This is a genomic window from Bradyrhizobium nanningense, from assembly GCF_004114535.1.
GTDB lineage: Bacteria > Pseudomonadota > Alphaproteobacteria > Rhizobiales > Xanthobacteraceae > Bradyrhizobium > Bradyrhizobium nanningense.
The window spans coordinates 81,595-98,897 of the sequence record NZ_LBJC01000005.1 but is presented as its reverse complement, the minus strand read 5'-3'; the positions used below and the strand labels follow the sequence as shown (position 1 = coordinate 98,897).

18 protein-coding genes and 1 pseudogene are annotated in these 17,303 nt (G+C 62.5%); 7 read left to right on the top strand and 12 right to left on the bottom strand.

The features are described 5' to 3' along the window. Positions 1-60: 60 nt before the first annotated feature. From XH84_RS02175 to XH84_RS02145, 7 genes are all read right to left on the bottom strand, one after another. Complete coding sequence (locus XH84_RS02175; RefSeq protein WP_128917645.1) at positions 61-627, bottom strand: OmpA family protein; 567 nt, start codon at positions 625-627, stop codon at positions 61-63. Between the two features lie 356 nt (positions 628-983). Next, the gene (locus XH84_RS02170; RefSeq protein ID WP_128917646.1) at positions 984-1,361 is read right to left on the bottom strand and encodes an NUDIX hydrolase; all 378 of its coding nucleotides are present in this window, start codon (positions 1,359-1,361) and stop codon (positions 984-986) included. Between the two features lie 3 nt (positions 1,362-1,364). Next, entirely contained in the window at positions 1,365-2,315 is a 951-nt protein-coding gene (locus XH84_RS02165; RefSeq protein ID WP_245471582.1) for an endonuclease/exonuclease/phosphatase family protein, read from the bottom strand. Continuing rightward, positions 2,204-3,013: a carbohydrate ABC transporter permease gene (locus tag XH84_RS02160; protein ID WP_128917648.1), complete on the bottom strand. Its 810-nt coding sequence runs from the start codon at positions 3,011-3,013 to the stop codon at positions 2,204-2,206. Before XH84_RS02160 ends, XH84_RS02165 begins: the two co-directional genes overlap by 112 nt. Beyond that, a complete protein-coding gene (locus XH84_RS02155) occupies positions 3,010-3,930 on the bottom strand; it encodes a carbohydrate ABC transporter permease (RefSeq protein WP_128917749.1) in 921 nt (306 codons plus the stop codon). Before XH84_RS02155 ends, XH84_RS02160 begins: the two co-directional genes overlap by 4 nt. 45 nt (positions 3,931-3,975) lie before the next feature. Further along, on the bottom strand, positions 3,976-5,229 hold the full coding sequence (locus XH84_RS02150; RefSeq protein WP_128917750.1) for an ABC transporter substrate-binding protein: 1,254 nt from the start codon (positions 5,227-5,229) through the stop codon (positions 3,976-3,978). A gap of 62 nt (positions 5,230-5,291) precedes the next feature. Beyond that, positions 5,292-6,311 carry an ABC transporter ATP-binding protein gene (locus tag XH84_RS02145; protein WP_128917649.1) on the bottom strand — a complete coding sequence of 340 codons (1,020 nt, stop codon included), beginning with the start codon at positions 6,309-6,311 and terminating at the stop codon, positions 5,292-5,294. A gap of 235 nt (positions 6,312-6,546) precedes the next feature. On the opposite strand from XH84_RS02145, the gene XH84_RS02140 reads away from it, so the two are divergent. Next, the gene (locus tag XH84_RS02140; protein ID WP_128917650.1) at positions 6,547-7,350 is read left to right on the top strand and encodes a DeoR/GlpR family DNA-binding transcription regulator; all 804 of its coding nucleotides are present in this window, start codon (positions 6,547-6,549) and stop codon (positions 7,348-7,350) included. Positions 7,351-7,362: 12 nt separating this feature from the next. Here the strand turns inward: XH84_RS02140 and XH84_RS02135 are convergent, their stop codons facing one another. The 3 genes from XH84_RS02135 to XH84_RS02125 are packed head-to-tail and all read right to left on the bottom strand — an operon-like array spanning position 7,363 to position 10,837. Further along, entirely contained in the window at positions 7,363-8,085 is a 723-nt protein-coding gene (locus tag XH84_RS02135) for a GntR family transcriptional regulator (protein WP_128917651.1), read from the bottom strand. Positions 8,086-8,114: 29 nt separating this feature from the next. Then, positions 8,115-9,710 (bottom strand): GMC family oxidoreductase, encoded by a 1,596-nt coding sequence (locus XH84_RS02130; protein WP_128917652.1) that lies wholly within the window; start codon positions 9,708-9,710, stop codon positions 8,115-8,117. Beyond that, the gene (locus tag XH84_RS02125; protein WP_128917653.1) at positions 9,710-10,837 is read right to left on the bottom strand and encodes a mandelate racemase/muconate lactonizing enzyme family protein; all 1,128 of its coding nucleotides are present in this window, start codon (positions 10,835-10,837) and stop codon (positions 9,710-9,712) included. The genes XH84_RS02130 and XH84_RS02125 overlap by 1 nt, the downstream gene beginning before the upstream one ends. Before the next feature lie 106 nt (positions 10,838-10,943). Between XH84_RS02125 and XH84_RS02120 the strand changes: the two genes are divergently transcribed. From XH84_RS02120 to XH84_RS02100, 5 genes and pseudogenes are all read left to right on the top strand, one after another. After that, the gene (locus tag XH84_RS02120) at positions 10,944-11,714 is read left to right on the top strand and encodes an ABC transporter permease (protein ID WP_128917654.1); all 771 of its coding nucleotides are present in this window, start codon (positions 10,944-10,946) and stop codon (positions 11,712-11,714) included. Further along, a complete protein-coding gene (locus XH84_RS02115) occupies positions 11,711-12,520 on the top strand; it encodes an ABC transporter ATP-binding protein (protein ID WP_128917655.1) in 810 nt (269 codons plus the stop codon). The genes XH84_RS02120 and XH84_RS02115 overlap by 4 nt, the downstream gene beginning before the upstream one ends. Before the next feature lie 22 nt (positions 12,521-12,542). Next, positions 12,543-13,532 (top strand): ABC transporter substrate-binding protein, encoded by a 990-nt coding sequence (locus XH84_RS02110; RefSeq protein WP_128917656.1) that lies wholly within the window; start codon positions 12,543-12,545, stop codon positions 13,530-13,532. 132 nt (positions 13,533-13,664) lie between these two features. Continuing rightward, positions 13,665-13,880: pseudogene (locus XH84_RS02105) on the top strand (PIN domain-containing protein); the annotation flags it as partial. A gap of 168 nt (positions 13,881-14,048) precedes the next feature. Then, positions 14,049-14,315, top strand: coding sequence for a Rossmann-fold NAD(P)-binding domain-containing protein (locus XH84_RS02100; protein ID WP_128917657.1), 267 nt, complete (start codon positions 14,049-14,051; stop codon positions 14,313-14,315). Positions 14,316-14,473: 158 nt separating this feature from the next. Here XH84_RS02100 and XH84_RS02095 read toward each other — a convergent pair whose 3' ends face one another. Together XH84_RS02095 and XH84_RS02090 are read right to left on the bottom strand one after the other, a co-directional pair. Beyond that, positions 14,474-14,839, bottom strand: coding sequence for a VOC family protein (locus XH84_RS02095; protein WP_128917658.1), 366 nt, complete (start codon positions 14,837-14,839; stop codon positions 14,474-14,476). A gap of 497 nt (positions 14,840-15,336) precedes the next feature. Next, positions 15,337-16,002 (bottom strand): glutathione S-transferase family protein, encoded by a 666-nt coding sequence (locus XH84_RS02090; protein WP_128917659.1) that lies wholly within the window; start codon positions 16,000-16,002, stop codon positions 15,337-15,339. A 277-nt stretch (positions 16,003-16,279) separates the two neighbouring features. On the opposite strand from XH84_RS02090, the gene XH84_RS02085 reads away from it, so the two are divergent. After that, on the top strand, positions 16,280-17,299 hold the full coding sequence (locus XH84_RS02085) for an AraC family transcriptional regulator (RefSeq protein ID WP_128917660.1): 1,020 nt from the start codon (positions 16,280-16,282) through the stop codon (positions 17,297-17,299). The last annotated feature ends 4 nt before the right edge of the window (positions 17,300-17,303 follow it).

Below are 17,303 nucleotides of genomic sequence, written 5' to 3'. Positions count from 1 at the left end.
CAGAGATCACGGACCGACGGAGGCCATTCGACGCGATTCCGTTCGCATCATGGAAGGCGGCTAGATCGTCCCACCGCCGACGAAGATTTCGACGACCACGGCTCGATTGGCGGCCCTGTTGATCACGGTCGTATTGTCCTTCAGATACTCGTAGTGTGGAGCGGGCTTGACGGAGAAGACGCGCGAGCGAGCGCTGGGGCCGAACAGGTGAAAGACATTCCTGGCCCGACCTGTGCGCAGGAAGGTGTTGTTCCGTTCGCCGCCGGTGCTGTCACTGTATCCCACGATCTGGAACTGCAGCGACTTGTCAGTCTCGAATCGCATGAGCTGCGCTGCCAGCAGCGGATCGCGCTTGGCGATGGTCTTGAGATGTCGCCAGTCGACGCCGAAATCCCAGATGACGAGATATTGGCAGCTGCCGACCGGCGGGACCAGACTGACGTCCGCAGCGAGATGGCCGCCCTCGGTGCGGGACGTCGCAACTTCATTGGCCTGGTAGGGAAACACGTCGGCGCTGCGCACCTTGGCAAGCGCCGTGCACTGTCGTTCCGGAGCCCCCAAATTCGGCATCTGTTCAACCGGGCCCGGCGGCGTGTATTGAGGCAAGGGTTGCGGCGCGCGTCCCATGGCAATTTCTCCCGTTGCTGGCGTGGCTTGTCCAAAGCAGAGCACTGGAGAGAGCGCTGGCTCCCACCACGGTTTTGACTAGTAGTGACGTGAGCGGTCGGGGAAGTTCAAAGGCGAGGTGCTGGCCGCAATCACAACATCGCTGGCTTGGTCGGCAGATCGGGAGACGGCCCCTCGCCGTCGTTTGCCACCTCGAACAGGGCGGGCTTCGACCTCCTGCCTCGGCTTCGGCCGCGCCATGCGGAACACGTCACGCAGCTTGACCTCTCCAGCGCGCCGCCGCGTCGGTACCTCGGGCACGCCGATGAAGCACGGGCTCAACTACAGGCGGGCTTACCGTTATCTCCCAACTTCGTTTATGTTGGAAACAGCTTGTCGCGAATGTAGCGTGAGGTTGGCGTCAGCTTGAGTCCTCGCGGCTTTCGCCATGCCGCCCTATCGATCTCCCTCTTGTCGCCGATCTTCAATGGGCCCGAAGCCTTCTTGGTCAGGAAGATCGCGTCGCTCATCCTTCGGCCGGTCTGGCGATTCTTGCCATTCACTTCCTTCCACAGCCTCAACTCACCAAGCCTGAGTTTGGGCAGCTCTTCCATGATCTCGCGACGGAGACATTTTCTCTCACTCTCGCCGGCTCGCCTGCGGCCGCCCGGAAACATCCAGCGCTTGTCGCGCCGCCGTCTGACCAGGAGCACCCTGCCCTTCCTTGCGACGACAAGTTTTGATGATTTCGCCATTCTCTATTCCGCCAGTTCGATCGCAACAGGTTGGTGATCCGAAGCGTCGGTCGCCTCGTTGACGTCGATGCTGCGAACGTGACTGATCAAATCTTCGGTTACGAAAATGAAGTCGCGACAGTCGGGCCCGTCGGCCCATTGCGCACGGTCGTAGATGCCGCAGGTCGGCACGCGCGGGCGGCCAGGACGATCGGCGGTCCATGCATCCCGATAATTCAGACCGGGACGGTCGGAATGGTCGATCAAGGCATGCTGGGGGTCTGTGACGTCAAAATTGAAATCGCCGCACATCAGGCTCGACGCAGCAACAATCTGGCTTTCATATGGCCCATCGTGCCGGGAGCCGGCCTGCCTGGGGCTCTCCGACGCGTCCTGTTGCAGATCCAGCAACCGCACGATCTGCGCCTCGCGTTGAGCGGCCGAATGAAACTCCAGATGCGTATTGACGATGCGGATCGCGCCAAACGAGGCCTGAACCGTCACCTCCAGCGCGTGACGGCGCATGCTGCGCACCCCGGCTGCGCCCGGCCACGGCAGCAGGTGATTGGCGATCTGCAACACCGGCAACCGCGACAGCGTCATGTTGCCGAAGCGGTGGAGGCTGCCGTCTCGATCTAGCGTTTCGATGGCCGGCCGGAATATGGCGGAGTAGCCGGGCAGCAGGGCTGCGAGCTGCGCGCTCTGGTCCGCGCCATCGCCGAGTCTCGAAAAATTGGCGCTCACTTCCTGGAAGCAGAACACGTCGGCGTCGAGCGTCTGCCGGGCGACGGCAACGATCCTCGGCAGATCGGTGACGCCGTCGCAACCTCTTCCGCACTGTATGTTCCAGGTGACAAGCTTCATTACCGGATACCTGCCCGCATGAACGACTGAACGAACTGGCGCTGGAATAGCAGAAACGCGATCAGCAGCGGCGCCATCGTCATCACGGTCGCCGCCGTGATCACCGACCAATCCACGCCGGTCTCAGGGGCGCCGAACACGGCAAGACCCACTGTGAGCGGCCGCGCCTCCACCGAGTTCGTGACGATCAACGGCCACAGGAAGTTGTTCCAGTGATAGCTGACCGAGACGAGCCCGAAGGCGACATAGGTGGGGCGGGCCAGCGGGACATAGACCCGCCAAAGGATTCCGAGCGGGCCCGCTCCCTCGACGCGGGCGGCTTCGACCAACTCCTGAGGCACGCTCTTGAAGGTCTGCCGCAGCAGGAAGATGCCAAAGGCGCTCGCGAGATAGGGCAGCGCGATGGCGGGAATCGTGTCGAGCAATCCCAGCCTGGCGATCGCGCGGTAGTTCTCGACGATCAGGACGTCCGGCATGATCATCAGCTGGAGCAGCACCAGGGCGAAGGCGATGCCGCTGCCTCTGAACTTGAAGCGCGCAAAGGCATAGGCGGCCAGCGTCGACAGGATGAGCTGGCCGACCAGGATCAGCGTCACCAGCACGACCGTGTTGAGATAGTACCGGGCAAATGGCGCCTGCCTCCAGGCCCGGGCAAAATTCTCGAACGTCCAGGGGGCGGACAGGCTGAACGACGTGGCGTAGGCGGCCGGATGCAGCGCGCTCCAGAAGGCATAGGCCAATGGGGCCAGCCAGATCAGAGCCAGAAGCCATGCTGCGACGGCCTCGACGGGGTGGGTCCGGCCCCTCATTGGTAGTGGATCCTGCGATCGAGATAGCCGAACTTGAGCAGCGCGATCCCGCTCAGGAGCGTCAAAAGCACCACGGTGAGCGTTGCCGCATAGGAGGAATCCTGGAAGGTGAAGGCGACCTCATAGATGTAATAGAGCAGCAGCGTGCTGGCGTTGTTCGGACCGCCCTTGGTCATGATGACCAGATGATCCACCAGCTTGAACGAGTTGATGACCGCATTGATCACCACGAACAGCGTGGTCGGCATCAGCAGCGGGAACGTGATGCGGCGGAACGTGTACCATCGGCTTGCGCCTTCAATGGAGGCGGCTTCTTCGAGGTCCGGCGAGAGCTGCTGCAGCGCCGCCAGATAGAAGATCATGAAGAAGCCGGCTTCCTTCCAGATCACCATGACGATCAGGCAGCCCATCACCGTCGAGGGATCGCCGAGCCAGTTCCAGCCGGCGAGGCCGAAGAGACCGCGAAGCTGATCAAGCAGCCCATAATCCGGCGTGTAGAAGAACAGCCAGACGTTGGCGACGGCAATCATCGGCAGCACGGTCGGCGTGAAGTAGGCCAGTCGCAGAAAGCCGCGACCGCGCATGTTGCGATTGACCCAGACCGCCATCACCAGGGCCAGGGCAATCGAAGTCGGGATCGTGCCGAGTGCAAACCAGAAATTATTGCCCAGCGCCTTCCAGAAGATCGGATCAGCCGCCATGGCCCGATAGCTGTCGAGGCCGACGAAGGCTTCCGTGCCGTTCCGGCGCGTGATGAACAGCGAATGCCGGATCGTCGCCAGGATCGGAAAATGCGTGAACGCGATCAGCAGGACCGCGGCCGGCAACAGCAAAAGCCACGCATTCACGGCATTCCACCACGCCTGCGATCCGGCGCGGCGCGACACAATCGGCGATGAGGCGGCGTGGTCGGTCATTCGTGAGCCGGCGAGATGGCGGCGATCCGCCATCCCGCCACGTCCCTATTTGTAGGCCCGCAAGACGCGGTCGGACTGCGCTTGCGCGGCGGCCAGCGCCTCCTGCGGCTTCTGCGCGCCCGTGATCGCGGCCTGCACGGCATCACCGACGAACTTGTAGATGCGGCCGTTCTCGTGGACGGAGAGCTCCGGCACCGCATGCTCCAGCTGATCGCGCGCGACAATGGCCTGCGGGAAGCTCTTGGCGTAGGTCTCCATCGCCGGCGTCTTGTAGGCGGCCGGCGACACCGCCACGTAGCCGGTCTTCATGCTCCATTCCGCCGCACGTTCCGGAGCCGTCATCCATTGAACGAACTTGACCGCTGCCTTCTGCTGCTCGGGAGATGCGCTCTTGAAGATGTAGAAATTGCCGCCGCCGGTCGGCGATCCGCGCCGCTCCTTGGCCGGCAGCATGGCCACGCCGAACTGGAATTTCGCGGCATCCTTGACCGCCGTCAGATTGCCGGTGGTGTGCCACATCATCGCGGTCTTGCCTTCGAGGAAATCGGTGCGCAGCGTCGCCCAGTCGATGCTGCCGGCCGGCGCGACGTTGTGCTTGCGCGAGAGATCGACCCAGTACTCGAGGGCGGCAACGGTCTTCGGAGCGGTCAGATAGACCTCGTTGCCAGGCTCGTTCATCATCTTCTGGCCGTTCTCGATCGCCAGCGCCTGCAGCATCCAGTAGGCATAACCGGTCGAGGGAATTTCGACGCCCCAGCGCGTCGTGTTGGCGCCATCCTTCTTGACCAGCTTCTTCGACATCTCGACCATGTCGTCCCAGGACGCCGGCGCCTTCTCGGGATCGAGGCCGGCCTCCTTGAAAGCGTCCTTGTTCCAGTACAGCACAATGGTCGAACGCTGGAACGGCACGCTCCAGGTCTTGCCGTCGATCTGCCCGTTCGCCATGAACGCGGGATAGAACTCCTTGAACCAGGCCTTGTCGCTGACGAGGCCGTCAAACGGCACGATGGCGTTCTCGTCCATCAACGTGAACACGTCGGTCGACAGCAATACCGACAGTTGCGGCGGCTGCCCGCCCTTCATGGCGGTCATCGCCTTGGTCATCGTATCCGTGTAGTTGCCGGCATAGACCGCCGTCACCTTGATGTCCGGATTGTCCTTCTCGAAGCGCGAGACCATATCGTCTATGATCTTGGTGACGGGACCGCCGACCGCGACCGGATAGTACATCGTCAGATCCACCGCGGCGGCGGGACGTGCCCCCATCGAGAGCACGGCAAGTGCGGCTGCCATCAACATCGTTCGTCGCGCAAACATCTCTCTCTCCCTTGTTAACCGCCGACCACCTGAAACCGCCGCTGCTATCCGACGGATGTCGCCAGCCGGCCGTCCTGGACCGAAGCCTCCAATCGGCGTTCCGAAACCGGATCGAACCGATGCTCGTGTCCGGCCTCCCACGCCAGCCGGACATCCTCACCGGGCTGAACCTTGCTGAAACCATCTGATCGAACCGAGATCGGCTGACCATCGATCTCGCACAGCACGATGCTGTCGGCCCCGAGATGCTCGACAGCCTTGACCCGCGCAGCATGATCTCCGCCAGTCACGATGCGGATGTGCTCGGGCCGGATACCGATGAGATGATCGCCCTGACGCACCAGATTCATCGGCGGGGTGCCGATGAACCGCGCCGTGAACGCCGTTGCCGGTCGGTTATAGAGCTCTTCCGGTGAGCCGTTCTGCTCGATGCGGCCATCGCGCATCAACACGACGCGGTCCGCCATGGTCATGGCTTCCGTCTGATCGTGGGTCACATAGACCATGGTCATGCCGAGGCGTTGTTGCAGCGCGCGGATTTCCGTTCGCATTTCGTGCCGCAGCTTGGCGTCCAGATTGGACAGCGGCTCATCCATGAGGCAGACCCTCGCCTCCGCGATGATGGCGCGCCCCAGCGCGACGCGCTGGCGCTGGCCCCCGGACAATTGCGCCGGCTTGCGCTCAAGCAGATGCGCCAGACCGACGATGTCGGCGACGCGACGGAGCCGGGCGTCGCGCTCGGCGCGCGACACGCGCCGCACGCGCAGACCGAAGACGATGTTCTCGGCCACGCTCAAATGCGGAAACAGCGCATAGGATTGGAAGACCATGGAGATCTTCCGCTGCGCCGGCGTCAGGTGAGTGACGTCGACGCCGCCGATCGCGATCGCGCCGCCATCGGCATCCTCGAGGCCGGCGATCAGCCGCAGCGTGGTCGACTTGCCGCAGCCGGACGGTCCCAGCAGCACCAGCAGCGAGCCCTCGTCCGCGGTCAGGCTGACGTCATCGACGGCGCGCATCGCGCCCCAGGATTTCGAGACATGGCTCAGCGTGATCGCCGACATGGCCGGTTCGCTCTCAGCATGATGCGGCTACGCGCGCTGGCTGCGGCTCGCTCCAACGGAGCACCGCAAAGCCGGTCACCGCCGGCAGACCGGACCATTGCGTCCCTCCCTCGATCCCCGCGCATTCATCAGCGCGGCTGACTATTATGTTCATATGAACATAACATGACACCATGTGAAACAGAAAATTGCGTCTTGGTCGTTCAAATGATACTTTCGATAGAACGGAGGGCCCATGCTCAATAGCGCCACGACACGTCAGGCCCACATACTGGAGATCGTGCGCGAGCAAGGCTTCGCCTCCATCGAGCAGCTTGCGGGGCGTTTCGACGTCACCCAGCAGACCATTCGCCGCCTTGTGAATGCGCTCTGCGATCAGGGACTGCTCCGGCGTGTGCATGGCGGCGTCAGCCTCCCCGTCCAGAACCAGAACCTCGCCTACGGCAGCAGGCACAGGTTGAACGCCGACGCCAAGCGGCGGATCGCGCACGCGACCGCCAAACTCATCCCCGACGGGACGTCGCTGATGATCGGGCTCGGCACCACGCCCGAATATGTAGCGCAGGCACTGTCCCGCCGACGGGACCTGCGGGTGATCACCAACAGCCTGAACGTCGCCGCGGCGTTCGCGCACAATCCCGAGGTGGAGATCAGCATCGCGGGCGGCACGCTGCGGCCACTCGACCGCGATATCATTGGCGAGGCCGCGGTACGCTTCTTCTCGGGCTTCCGCGCCGATTTCGGGATATTCGGCGTCGGCGGGATTGATCAGGACGGCACGCTGCTCGATTTCCATGTCGATGAAGTCAAAGCACGGCAATCCATCGCCGCCAACTCGCGAACAATCGTGCTCGTGGCCGACATCACCAAGTTTGGGCGCAATGCGACGGTTCGAGGCGGCCATCTCGACGACTGCCACCATCTCGTCATCGATGACCAATTGCCTGGAGCGTTTCAGCCGATCGCCGACGGGTATGGCGGTCTGATCCATACAGCCCGCGACGCTCGCGCAGATTTCGAGCGTCTTGGCCACACCTAGAGCGGAATGGCTTTACGGCCGCAGATCCATATCGATCCGCACGAAGTCGCCGCGATAGGTGACTTCGCCGAGATAGATCACGGTGCGGTCCTGGGTCGTGAAGATACGGCGGACCTCGGCCACCGGCGAGTTCAGGGGGACGCGCAACAGCCGCGCCGCTTCGATATCCGCAGTACCAATCGTCAGGGTCTGGCGCGCGCTGGCGATGGCGGGATCCCTGAGATCGCTAAGGATCGGGATCACGGTCTCGTTGCGAAAGCGTTTCGGCGATCTGCGGAAGATCTTCTCGTCGAGATAGATGGAGATGACGCAGTATGGCTGCTTCTGTCGCGAATGCAGCCGACGCATGAAGACGTACTTTTCGGCCGGCTTGCCGTCCTCGGGAAGCAGCGGCGCATCGCTGCGGCTTTCAGAGATGTTGATGATCTCGGGCGAGGTGTCGCGGTACATGTCGGCGAGATCGGATAGCGTGGTCTCGACCTTGAGCCAGCGATCCTGCCGCACCGTCCCCGTGACGAAGGTGCCGCGGCCCTGCTGCGCCTCGATCACGCCGTCGCGGGCGAGCAGCTCGACCGCCTGTCTGATCGTGACGCGCGACACGCCGAATTCGGCCGCCAGCTCCTCGTTGGCCGGCAGACGAAACCCCTGGGCCCAGACGCCGCGCGCGATCCGCTGCCGGAAGATGTCGGCAATCTGCGCGTATTTCGGGACGTGACTGTCGGAACTCAATTCCATCTCGTCCTCACGAATTCAGGGCCGCGCCATCATGCCATGACCAGCGCGGCACCACGTTCGCCGATCATCAGACTGGTCGCATTTGTGTTGGCCGAGGTGATCTGCGGCATCACCGAGGCATCGATCACGCGCAGCCGCTCGACGCCGCGCACGCGCAGCTGCGGATCGAGCACGGCCTGCGCGTCCCGGCCCATCCGACAGGTCCCGACACAGTGAAACACCGTGCCGCCGGTATTGCGCGCAAAATCCCACAGGCCGGCATCATCCCTCGCCGCCTCACCCGGTACCATCTCGATATCCCAGAGCGGACGAAACGCCTTCTGCTGATAGATCTCGCGCAGAATCTTCAGACCCGCAACGATGGTCTTGCGGTCGATCTCCTCGGCGAGATAGTTCGGGACGATCCGCGGCTGCTCGAACGGATCGGTCGAGCTGATCGCAAGCCGTCCACGTGACTTTCCATGGCACTGCCAGACCGAGGCGGTGAATCCGGAATAGCTGTGCAGGGGCTCGCCAGGCTTGTCGACCGAGAGCGGCATCACGTTGAACTGCACGTCGGGCCGGCCGCCGACGGCGTATTCGGTGCAGGCGGCGCCACCTACTTGCCCTGCGCCTACCGTTAGCGGGCCGCTGCCCACCAGCATCCACTGCAAGCCCATCTTCGCGAGTTCGACGGGATTGCGGACCTGATCGTTGAGCGACATTCGCTGCTTCAGGCGAACGATCAGCCGGGCCTGATAATGGTCCTGGAGATTGGCGCCGACATCAGGAGAATCTGCAACGACGGGAATGCCGAGCTTGCGCAGCAGGTCGGCCGGACCGACGCCGGACAACTGGAGGATCTGCGGCGACTGCAGCGCGCCACCGGACAGGATGATCTCACGATCAGCCGTCGCGCTGTGGACCTGCCCCTTGCTGATCCACTCGACGCCGCTCGCGGCGCGACCGTTGAAAACGACCCTGCTGACCTGCGCGTGGGTGATGATGGTGAGGTTGGGACGGCCGGCGACGGGGCGCAGAAACGCAGAGGCGGAACTGGTCCGCCAGTGCCGCCCGATGCCGAGTTGGTAGGTGCCGACGCCCAGCGTCGTGGCGCCGTTGAAGTCGGGATTGCGCGGCAGGCCGAACTGCACACCCGCCTCGACCCAGGCCTTCGAGGCCGGATTGTCGTTGCGGAGATCGGACACCTCGAACTCCCCGAGCCCGCCGTGAAACTGGCTCTCGCCGCCGCGGTAGCGTTCGTAGCGCCGAAAATACGGCAGGAGTTCGCGATAGCTCCAGCCATCCGCGCCAAGGCGTTCCCAATCGTCAAAGTCCTCGTGCTGGCCTCGGATGAAGATCAGCCCGTTGATCGACGATGAGCCGCCGAGCACGCGGCCCCGCGGCCAGACGATGGCGCGACCGCCGCTCCCTTCCGAGGGCTCGGTTTTGAACAGGCGCGAGAATCGCTCGTTGTAGATGGTCCGGTAGTAACCGACCGGAAGTTTCAGCCAGAAATTCCGATCCGATCCGCCGGCCTCCAACAGGAGGACGCGGCAGGACGGATCGGCCGACAACCGGTTCGCAACGACGCAGCCGGCCGAGCCCGCGCCGACGATGATGTAGTCGTAGCCGCGTGCCGACATCAGATCGTCCGGTATTGTTCGATGGAGGCGAGATCGGGCGTGATGCCGAGGCCGGCCTCGTCGCTGAGCGCGATCATGCCGTCGCGGACATCGAGCACCGGACCGCAGAAGCGGTCGCGCAGCGGGTTCTCGTTGCAATCGACTTCGAGTAGCCCGTCGCCGCCGACACCGGCGAGAAGATGCGCGGATGCCAGAAGGCCGATGCCGGCACCGAGATAGTGCGGACAGAACATCTTTCCCGACGCCAGGATGTCACGGGCAATGCCTGCGCAAGCCGACACCCCGCCCCATTTGGCGATATCGGGCTGGACGACACTGAGAACCGGCTCACCCAGCACCTCGGCAAAGCCGGCGTGGCTCGCGATGTTCTCGCCGGCTGCGAGCGGAAAGCGAACTGTCTCGTGCAACTGCTTCCATTCCTGCCGGGGGCGGTCCGCAGGGATCGGCTCCTCGAGCCACGCGAGACCGAAGCGCTCCAGGCGCGGCGCAAGTTCGAGCGCCTGCGCAATGGCCCAGCCCTGGTTGACGTCGGCAGCAAGCAGGCTTTCGCCCACAAGACGGCGCAGCGCGGCGAGATTGGCGCGGTCAGTTGCCGGATCGAAGCCGATCTTCAGCTTCAGAGCGCGGTAGCCGCGGCCCAGGGCCGCTTCGGCCGTCCGCTCGGACCCGACCGGATTGATGCCGCTGGCATAGACCTTGATCATGCGCCTAGCCCCGCCGAGCAGCTTCCACAGCGCGACGTTCTGCCGGCGCGCGTAGAGATCCCAGACGGCAAGATCGATGCCGGCGATCGACTGCGCAAACGGGCCGGCTTCTCCGGATTGTAGCGCGAGCACCGAGGTTCCCTGCGTCATATGCTCGAACACAGCGGACGGATCGAGCGCATTGAATCCGACGAGAGCCGGCGCAAGCACCTCGTTGACGAGCCGAACACGATGTTCGGCGCCTGGTGCCGGAAAATTGCACCACACTTCGCCCCAGCCGATATGTCCGTCGGTATCTTCAACGCGAACGAAGACAGCGGGCCGATCCTTCATCCGCCCGAAGGACGTGATAACCGGAATCGTCAGCGGATAGCGATAGCCAAAGGCCTGGACACTTCGGATGGTGAAAGGCGGCGATGTCATGCGGGAAAGCCTGCGACGCCTACGACCAAAGGCGCCACTTGTATGGTCATCCTATTTATAATATGACCTCTGAAAACATCAACCGCAATCTGGGTGGACGCGTCGAATGAACGGAGCTGGCCTGAGACGCTTTGGTCTCGGATTGATACCGTGGATCGGCGCAATCCTGCTCTGGTACGCCGTGCGCTGGAGCGGCTTCGTCAACACCTCGCTGATCCCAGCGCCGCACCAGGTCGCCGCGAAATTCTTCGAGCTTCTCACCAAAGAAGGCCTGCTGATCGACATCTTCGCGTCGACCCGGCGCGTGTTCCTTGGCGTCGCGCTCGGTATTCTCGTCGCCGTGCCGGTCGGATTTCTGCTCGGGTGGTATCGCCCCGCCCGCACCTTCGCCGACCCCATGATCAACTTCTTTCGCGCGCTGCCGCCGATCGCACTGATCCCTCTGGTGATCGTCTATTTCGGCGTCGACGAGCTGGCAAAGCTCGTTATTTTGTTCTACGCCTCGTTCTTCTCCGGCGTGATCGTGATGTATGAGGGCGTGTCGCAAATCACGCCGCTCTACATCCGCGTGGCGCAGACGCTCGGAGCCAACCAGGCCGAGATCTTTCGCAAGGTCATCATTCCCCTCACCGTCCCGCACATCCTCACAGCGCTGCGCGTGGCGTTGGGCGTGGCCTGGGCGACGCTGGTCGCATCCGAGCTGATCGCGGCGCAGCGCGGGCTCGGCGCCATGATCCAGAATGCCTCGACCTATTTCCTGCTCGACGTGATCTATGTCGGCATCATCTGCATCGGCCTGATCGCGCTGATCATGGATTTGATCCTGCGCAGGATCACGGCCCGGTTGCTGGTCTGGCAGGATCGGGCCATCGCATGACCAAGCGCGCACAGTTCGACAAGGTCTCGCTGTCTTTTGGTACACCGAAAGGCCGCCTCAACGTCGTCGAGGACGTCAGCTACGACATCAACGACGGCGACTTCATTGCGGTGATCGGCCCGTCCGGCTGCGGCAAGACCACGATGATGAGCATGCTCGCCGGTTTCCAGAAGCCGACGACGGGAAAAGTCCTGTTCGACGGGCGTCCCGTCGCCGGGCCCGGCCCCGAGCGCGGCGTCATCTTCCAGGAATATGGCGTGTTCCCGTGGTTGACGGTGAAGCAGAACATCGCCTTCGGCCTGACGCTTAGGGCCAATCACGTTCCGGCCGCGGAGCGCGAGGCGATCTGCGATCACTATCTTGGCCTGATGGGCCTGTCCGACTTCGCCAACTCCTATCCCAAACATCTGTCCGGCGGCATGCGCCAGCGGCTCGCGATCGCACGGGCCTACGCGGTCAAGCCGCAATTCCTGTTGATGGACGAGCCGTTCGGCGCGCTCGACGCCCAGACGCGCTCCAACATGCAGAACCTCCTGCTCAAGGTGCTGGAGACTGAAGGCAAGACGGTCATGCTGATCACCCATTCCGTGGAAGAAGCGATCTACCTCGCCTCCCGCATCGTGGTGGTGACGGCGCGACCGGCGCGGATCAGGGAAATCATCGACGTTCCGTTCCCGTATCCGCGCGATGAATCGGTCCAGGAGCGGCCTGAATTCGGCGAACTTCGAAGCCACATCAGACAGCTCGTGATGGACGAATATCGTGCCCAGCAGGCGCAGATGCGTCCGGTCTCATTCTCGGAATAATAGACAAAACGGAGGACGACCTATGGATCGGCGGCAATTTCTGACCACGACGGCAGGCCTTGCGCTCGGCACCTTCACGGCACCGGCGATCGCGCAAGCCAAGACAAAAGTTCGCGTCGGCTATCTTCACACCGTCGCCGTTGACGGCCAGATCTGGACCGGCATGGATCGCGGCTCCTTCGAAAAGCAGGGCCTCGATCTCGAGTTGCGGCAGTTCAACACCGGCCTTGAGATCTTCCAGGCGCTGATCGGCGGCAGCCTCGACGTACTGGCCACCGGAGCCGTGCTGTCGAACTTCCCGGCCCGCGGCCAGGGCAAGGTGTTCCTGATCAACGACATCGAGGTCGCGACCGCGCAGCTCTGGGTTCGCGGCGATCAAGGCATCAAGTCGTTCGAGGACTTGAAAGGCAAGCGCATCGCGACCGCGACCGGCACCACAGCGCATGTGTTCCTCGATACCACGCTTCGCGCCAACAAGGTCGATCCCAAGGAGGTCGAGCTCGTCAACCAGACCATGCCTGCCGCCGTAACCGCCTTCATTTCCGGCGCAGTGCCGGCCGTCGCGCTCTGGGTGCCCTTCAACGTCACGGTTCGCGATAAGGTGCCGGGCGCGGTCAAGCTTGCCGACGCTTCTGCCTTCTATCCAAAAGCCGCGATCATCGGCGGTTGGGCGGCGGCCAACGACTATTACGAGCCCAACAAGGAGACGCTGGCGAAGTTGATCCGCGGCTGGGCCGATGCGAATGACTACATCGTCGCGAACAGCACCGAGGCAATGGAGAAATTGCAGAAGGGCCACTACAGCCAGACGCCTCTCGCGGACATCAACGAGTCGTTCGGAGCCCAGAAGATGTTCACGTCCAAGGATTGGAAACGTATGTACTCGGACGGAACGGTCACGAACTGGCTGCAGCAATCGACAGACTTTTTCATGGCCAACGCTGGCATCAAGGACTTCACGCCCGCGAGCAAATACTTTGATTCGAGCCTCTATTTAAAGACGATCGCCTAGAGACCAGGACACTCAGATGTCAGCGCCGCACACCAGTTCTGCGGCGCGATCGGACTTTCTTGAGCACTCCTGTCGTATCCGGCACGTACTGGGCCATCGCCGTTGAACGCCTGTCCCTTCTGCACGCGACGGCCGCAGGCGCTTTTTGCGAGCCGCATTCTTTCCTTCGACGACAAGGCGGGACTCGTCTGGGCGCGACTGATGGCCGAAGGCAAGACAGCAGGAAGACCGCGAAGCGCGCTCGACATGATCATCGCCGCCGTCGCCGAGACAAACGACTGTGTCGTGGTGACGGATAACGAAAAGGACTTTGCGGGGATCAGGGTCTTCAATCCGGTACGCGGATGAGCCAGATGTAGCCGCAGGATGGATGGAGCGAAGCGATACCCATCAAGTCTTCCACAAGTGGCACGACCCGGCGAAGTCGCGCCTCTCGGGATCAAGGTCACCATCCTCGAGCCGGAGCCGTTTCGCACGCGCTTTCTCGGCAGCGGGTCGGCCAAATGGGCGCGCCCTATGAAGGAATACGACGCCAGCGTTGGAAGAGTGCGACAGACGCTCAAGCAACTGGACGGTAAGCAGCCTGGCGATCCCGCCCGCGCCGCGCAGGCGATCATACAGGTCGTTGCGGCCGAGAACCCACCCCTGCGACTAGCGTTGGGAAGTATGGCGCTCGACCACGTCCGTGCCACGTTCGAAGCCGAAGAAAAGGAACTTGAGATCTGGGCGCATCTCAGCGCCACGACAGATTTCCCGACCGTCAGACAACAAGCGATGCAATGAGGATGTGCTTGCAGCTCCATCGCGCACAGCGGTCTGCAGGAGATGGCAAACGGGTGACCACGGACATCCGACTGTCAGCGAGCCAGGAGGGCAGCTCCCTCAGCTGAAGTCGCTCTTGCGGAGTGCATGAACGTCGTTGTCGATCATTTGTGCGCCGCTCATTTCTTCTTGAACTCAAACAGTTCAACCAGATTGCCCGATGGATCTTCCAGAAGTCTGGCGCGACCAGCTCCCGCCTCGCTGATTTCTCCTCTGAATTTGGCACCAGCATCGTTCAACCGTCCGACGAGGGCGTCTATGTCTTTCGTGATGATCATGAATCGGTTCCATCCGCCGGACTCTGGTTTGCCGCCAGCAGTTCCCCCACTGCCTGCCCCCGGAGCGCTAAGATAAAGCGTGAGATCATCGCGAATGAGCGCTGCGAACTTGCCAGGGTTGTGCATGTCAACCTTGAACTCGAGTCTATCGCGATAGAACACGACCGAACTGTCAATGTCTGTCACAATATATCGGATGGATGCCATGGTCCGTTCCTTTCACTATGGAAAGTAAACCGGCTAATGCGAATGTGGTTGCCTTGACATTGGTGATCACGGCCAGCCGACGGTTGGCCTAGCCTTCTACGGCCTGCGGAGCCGCGTCGCTCGATTTCTATCGGCTGCTATCGCTGGCCTCCAATTCGCTTGCGCATCCTCTCCTATCTCGTTGAAGAATTTTCGGCGATCTCCGCGGTCCATCTATCGACAACTATCGGCTCTCAGCCCGCCATTCCCGGCTCTGATGTTCGCGCCGCCAATGGGGCCAAAAGTACCGTCGGCGTTGGTCTCCAACATCCAACATATCCGGCCGCCGTCCCGCCGGAGGCGGCGGGGCGGCACTTCTGTTGGTTCGCATGACGGCGAGCTGACGTTCCGTCCTCGGTCGGGCGCACCCGCGTGCGCCTGGGTTGGCCCCCGCGAGAACCCGGCCTCCTCGCCGACTTGGTCACGGCGGGATATTTCGAGGCGTGACGCAGCCACATCTAGGCAGCGGCTGCCGTCTCGCTCTTTGCGGCAGCCCTTCGGAAGCCGTCCCGCTGTGTGATTCTGCCGAGATATTCCAAGAACGCGTCGCGCTTCGGGAGTGTCTGGAGCCCAAGGCCCCAGCCGATATGCGATCCGACGTAGACGTCGGCTGCCGTGAACCGATTTCCAGCGATGAAGGGCTTCGAGCTCACTGCGCGCTCGAGTTCGTTGACGGTACGTTCGTAGCTGCCGTACCCGAAAAAGAACTCCTGCTCGGGCGCGGGAACGAAACCAGCCCGATGATTGGTCACAGCCTGTTCCAGCGGTCCTGCCGCGAAAAACATCCACCGGTAGTAGTCCGCCCGCTCGTCCGAGGTCGGCGCCAATCCCGCACTCGGGAAGGTCTCAGCGAGGTACGCGACGATAGCGGCGCTCTCGGTGACTACCCGGCCGTCGTGGACGATCGCGGGTACCTTGCCCATCGGATTCACTTCGGTGAAAAAGCGGCCGCGTCGGCTGGAAGCCTCGTCCGGGCGCGCAAGCGCCGCGCCGCCCCATCGGTCCGCCGCGCTGGAGCGCTCGTAGTCGAGGAGAACGGTGTCGTAGGCGCACCCTACCTCTTCGAGCATCCATTGAACGATGCGGCCGCGGGAATTGGGATTGGTGTAGAATGTCAGCGACATAGTCTATCTCCTGAAAACTGGATTTCGGCCTGCTTGCGATGGCCGGATACTCGGCCGGTTCGCAAAGCTCATGGAGTGAAGGTAGAGATCGAAACGCGCGGTCGCATCGGCATAGAGTGCCAAGTTACTTGCGAAATGCGCCAAGGTGATCGAGTGTCGTTTCGGCAGACCCGGACCACGGCAGCGGCCGCGTTCCTGTCGTTCATTGGGTATGATCGGCGGGATCGGAGCTCCGGTAGCCGCCAACTGAAGGCTGCCCCCGTTGAGTAGGATAGTGATGAAGGACATTCGCGCGGATCGTTGCGCGCTACCCCAGGCTTTCTGGCGCGCCGTCGAGCTTCAAGGCCTGCGCCCGACGGCTGTGCTGAGGCAATCGCGCCTTCCCGTGACCCTTCATCACGATTCCGAGGCGACCATCACCACAGCGCAGCTTTTCGCGATTTGGCGAGCCATCGAAGCGCTGTCCGGAGATGCGGGCTTTGGCATCAAGATGGTTCGCGAGACCAGCACTGCAACCCACATGCTCGCTTTCATCGCCGCTTCGTATGCGGAGAACTATCGCGATGGCCTAGCACGGCTCGTACGGTTCAAGCGGCTTTGCAGCCCCGATGAACTGCACTGCGAGGAGGGAAACGGCCGCGCCGTTTTCACGATTGAGTGGCCGCCGGGCACGGAACCGGAGCCGGCTCTTGCAGTCGATGCGAGCTTCGCGATGTTGATCGAGCTGGGGCGGCGGGGAACGGGGCAGCCTCTTGCTCCAATCGCAGTCGAGTTCGAGCGTGCTGGACCATCCACCGATCTCCACGACGCCTTCTTTGGTTGTCCAATCCGTTTTGGGGCGTCCAAAAACCGGCTTGTCCTGGCATCGGTCGATCTTGACCGCCCGTTCATCAGCCACAATCCCGAATTATTGCAGATGCTGATGCCAGCGCTTTCGGAGGCGATGCGCGAACGGGAGGGGGGAAGCAGCTTCGTCGAGCAGGTCAAGTCGGTGCTAAAGCGCGCCTTGCCGAGCGGTCGTCCCGAAGTGGTTGATGTCGGGCGCGATCTGGGCATGAGCAAGCGGACGCTGCAGCGCCGCATCACTGAGGAGGGAACGTCGTTCCGGTCTATTCTCGACGACGCACGCCATGAACTCGGCATGCAACTGGTGACGGACCCAGCGATCAGGGTCGAGGAGATTGCCTGGCTCCTGGGATATCGAGATGTGAATTCCTTCTATCGTGCTTTCAAGGAATGGACCGGTACAACGCCGATGCGATGGCGGCAGATGGGAATTCCTAGGCTAAGCATCTAACGCA

Excerpts from the sequence above, each read along its gene's own strand:
- XH84_RS02110 (WP_128917656.1), top strand. The coding sequence starts at position 12,543 with ATGGATCGGCGGCAATTTCTGACCACGACGGCAGGCCTTGCGCTCGGC.
- XH84_RS02130 (WP_128917652.1), bottom strand. The coding sequence starts at position 9,710 with ATGTCGGCACGCGGCTACGACTACATCATCGTCGGCGCGGGCTCGGCC.
- XH84_RS02120 (WP_128917654.1), top strand. The coding sequence starts at position 10,944 with ATGAACGGAGCTGGCCTGAGACGCTTTGGTCTCGGATTGATACCGTGG.
- XH84_RS02160 (WP_128917648.1), bottom strand. The coding sequence starts at position 3,013 with ATGAGGGGCCGGACCCACCCCGTCGAGGCCGTCGCAGCATGGCTTCTG.
- XH84_RS02095 (WP_128917658.1), bottom strand. The coding sequence starts at position 14,839 with ATGGCATCCATCCGATATATTGTGACAGACATTGACAGTTCGGTCGTG.
- XH84_RS02170 (WP_128917646.1), bottom strand. The coding sequence starts at position 1,361 with ATGGCGAAATCATCAAAACTTGTCGTCGCAAGGAAGGGCAGGGTGCTC.
- XH84_RS02150 (WP_128917750.1), bottom strand. The coding sequence starts at position 5,229 with ATGTTGATGGCAGCCGCACTTGCCGTGCTCTCGATGGGGGCACGTCCC.
- XH84_RS02085 (WP_128917660.1), top strand. The coding sequence starts at position 16,280 with ATGAAGGACATTCGCGCGGATCGTTGCGCGCTACCCCAGGCTTTCTGG.
- XH84_RS02140 (WP_128917650.1), top strand. The coding sequence starts at position 6,547 with ATGCTCAATAGCGCCACGACACGTCAGGCCCACATACTGGAGATCGTG.
- XH84_RS02100 (WP_128917657.1), top strand. The coding sequence starts at position 14,049 with ATGAAGGAATACGACGCCAGCGTTGGAAGAGTGCGACAGACGCTCAAG.
- XH84_RS02090 (WP_128917659.1), bottom strand. The coding sequence starts at position 16,002 with ATGTCGCTGACATTCTACACCAATCCCAATTCCCGCGGCCGCATCGTT.
- XH84_RS02145 (WP_128917649.1), bottom strand. The coding sequence starts at position 6,311 with ATGTCGGCGATCACGCTGAGCCATGTCTCGAAATCCTGGGGCGCGATG.
- XH84_RS02135 (WP_128917651.1), bottom strand. The coding sequence starts at position 8,085 with ATGGAATTGAGTTCCGACAGTCACGTCCCGAAATACGCGCAGATTGCC.
- XH84_RS02115 (WP_128917655.1), top strand. The coding sequence starts at position 11,711 with ATGACCAAGCGCGCACAGTTCGACAAGGTCTCGCTGTCTTTTGGTACA.
- XH84_RS02155 (WP_128917749.1), bottom strand. The coding sequence starts at position 3,930 with ATGACCGACCACGCCGCCTCATCGCCGATTGTGTCGCGCCGCGCCGGA.
- XH84_RS02125 (WP_128917653.1), bottom strand. The coding sequence starts at position 10,837 with ATGACATCGCCGCCTTTCACCATCCGAAGTGTCCAGGCCTTTGGCTAT.
- XH84_RS02175 (WP_128917645.1), bottom strand. The coding sequence starts at position 627 with ATGGGACGCGCGCCGCAACCCTTGCCTCAATACACGCCGCCGGGCCCG.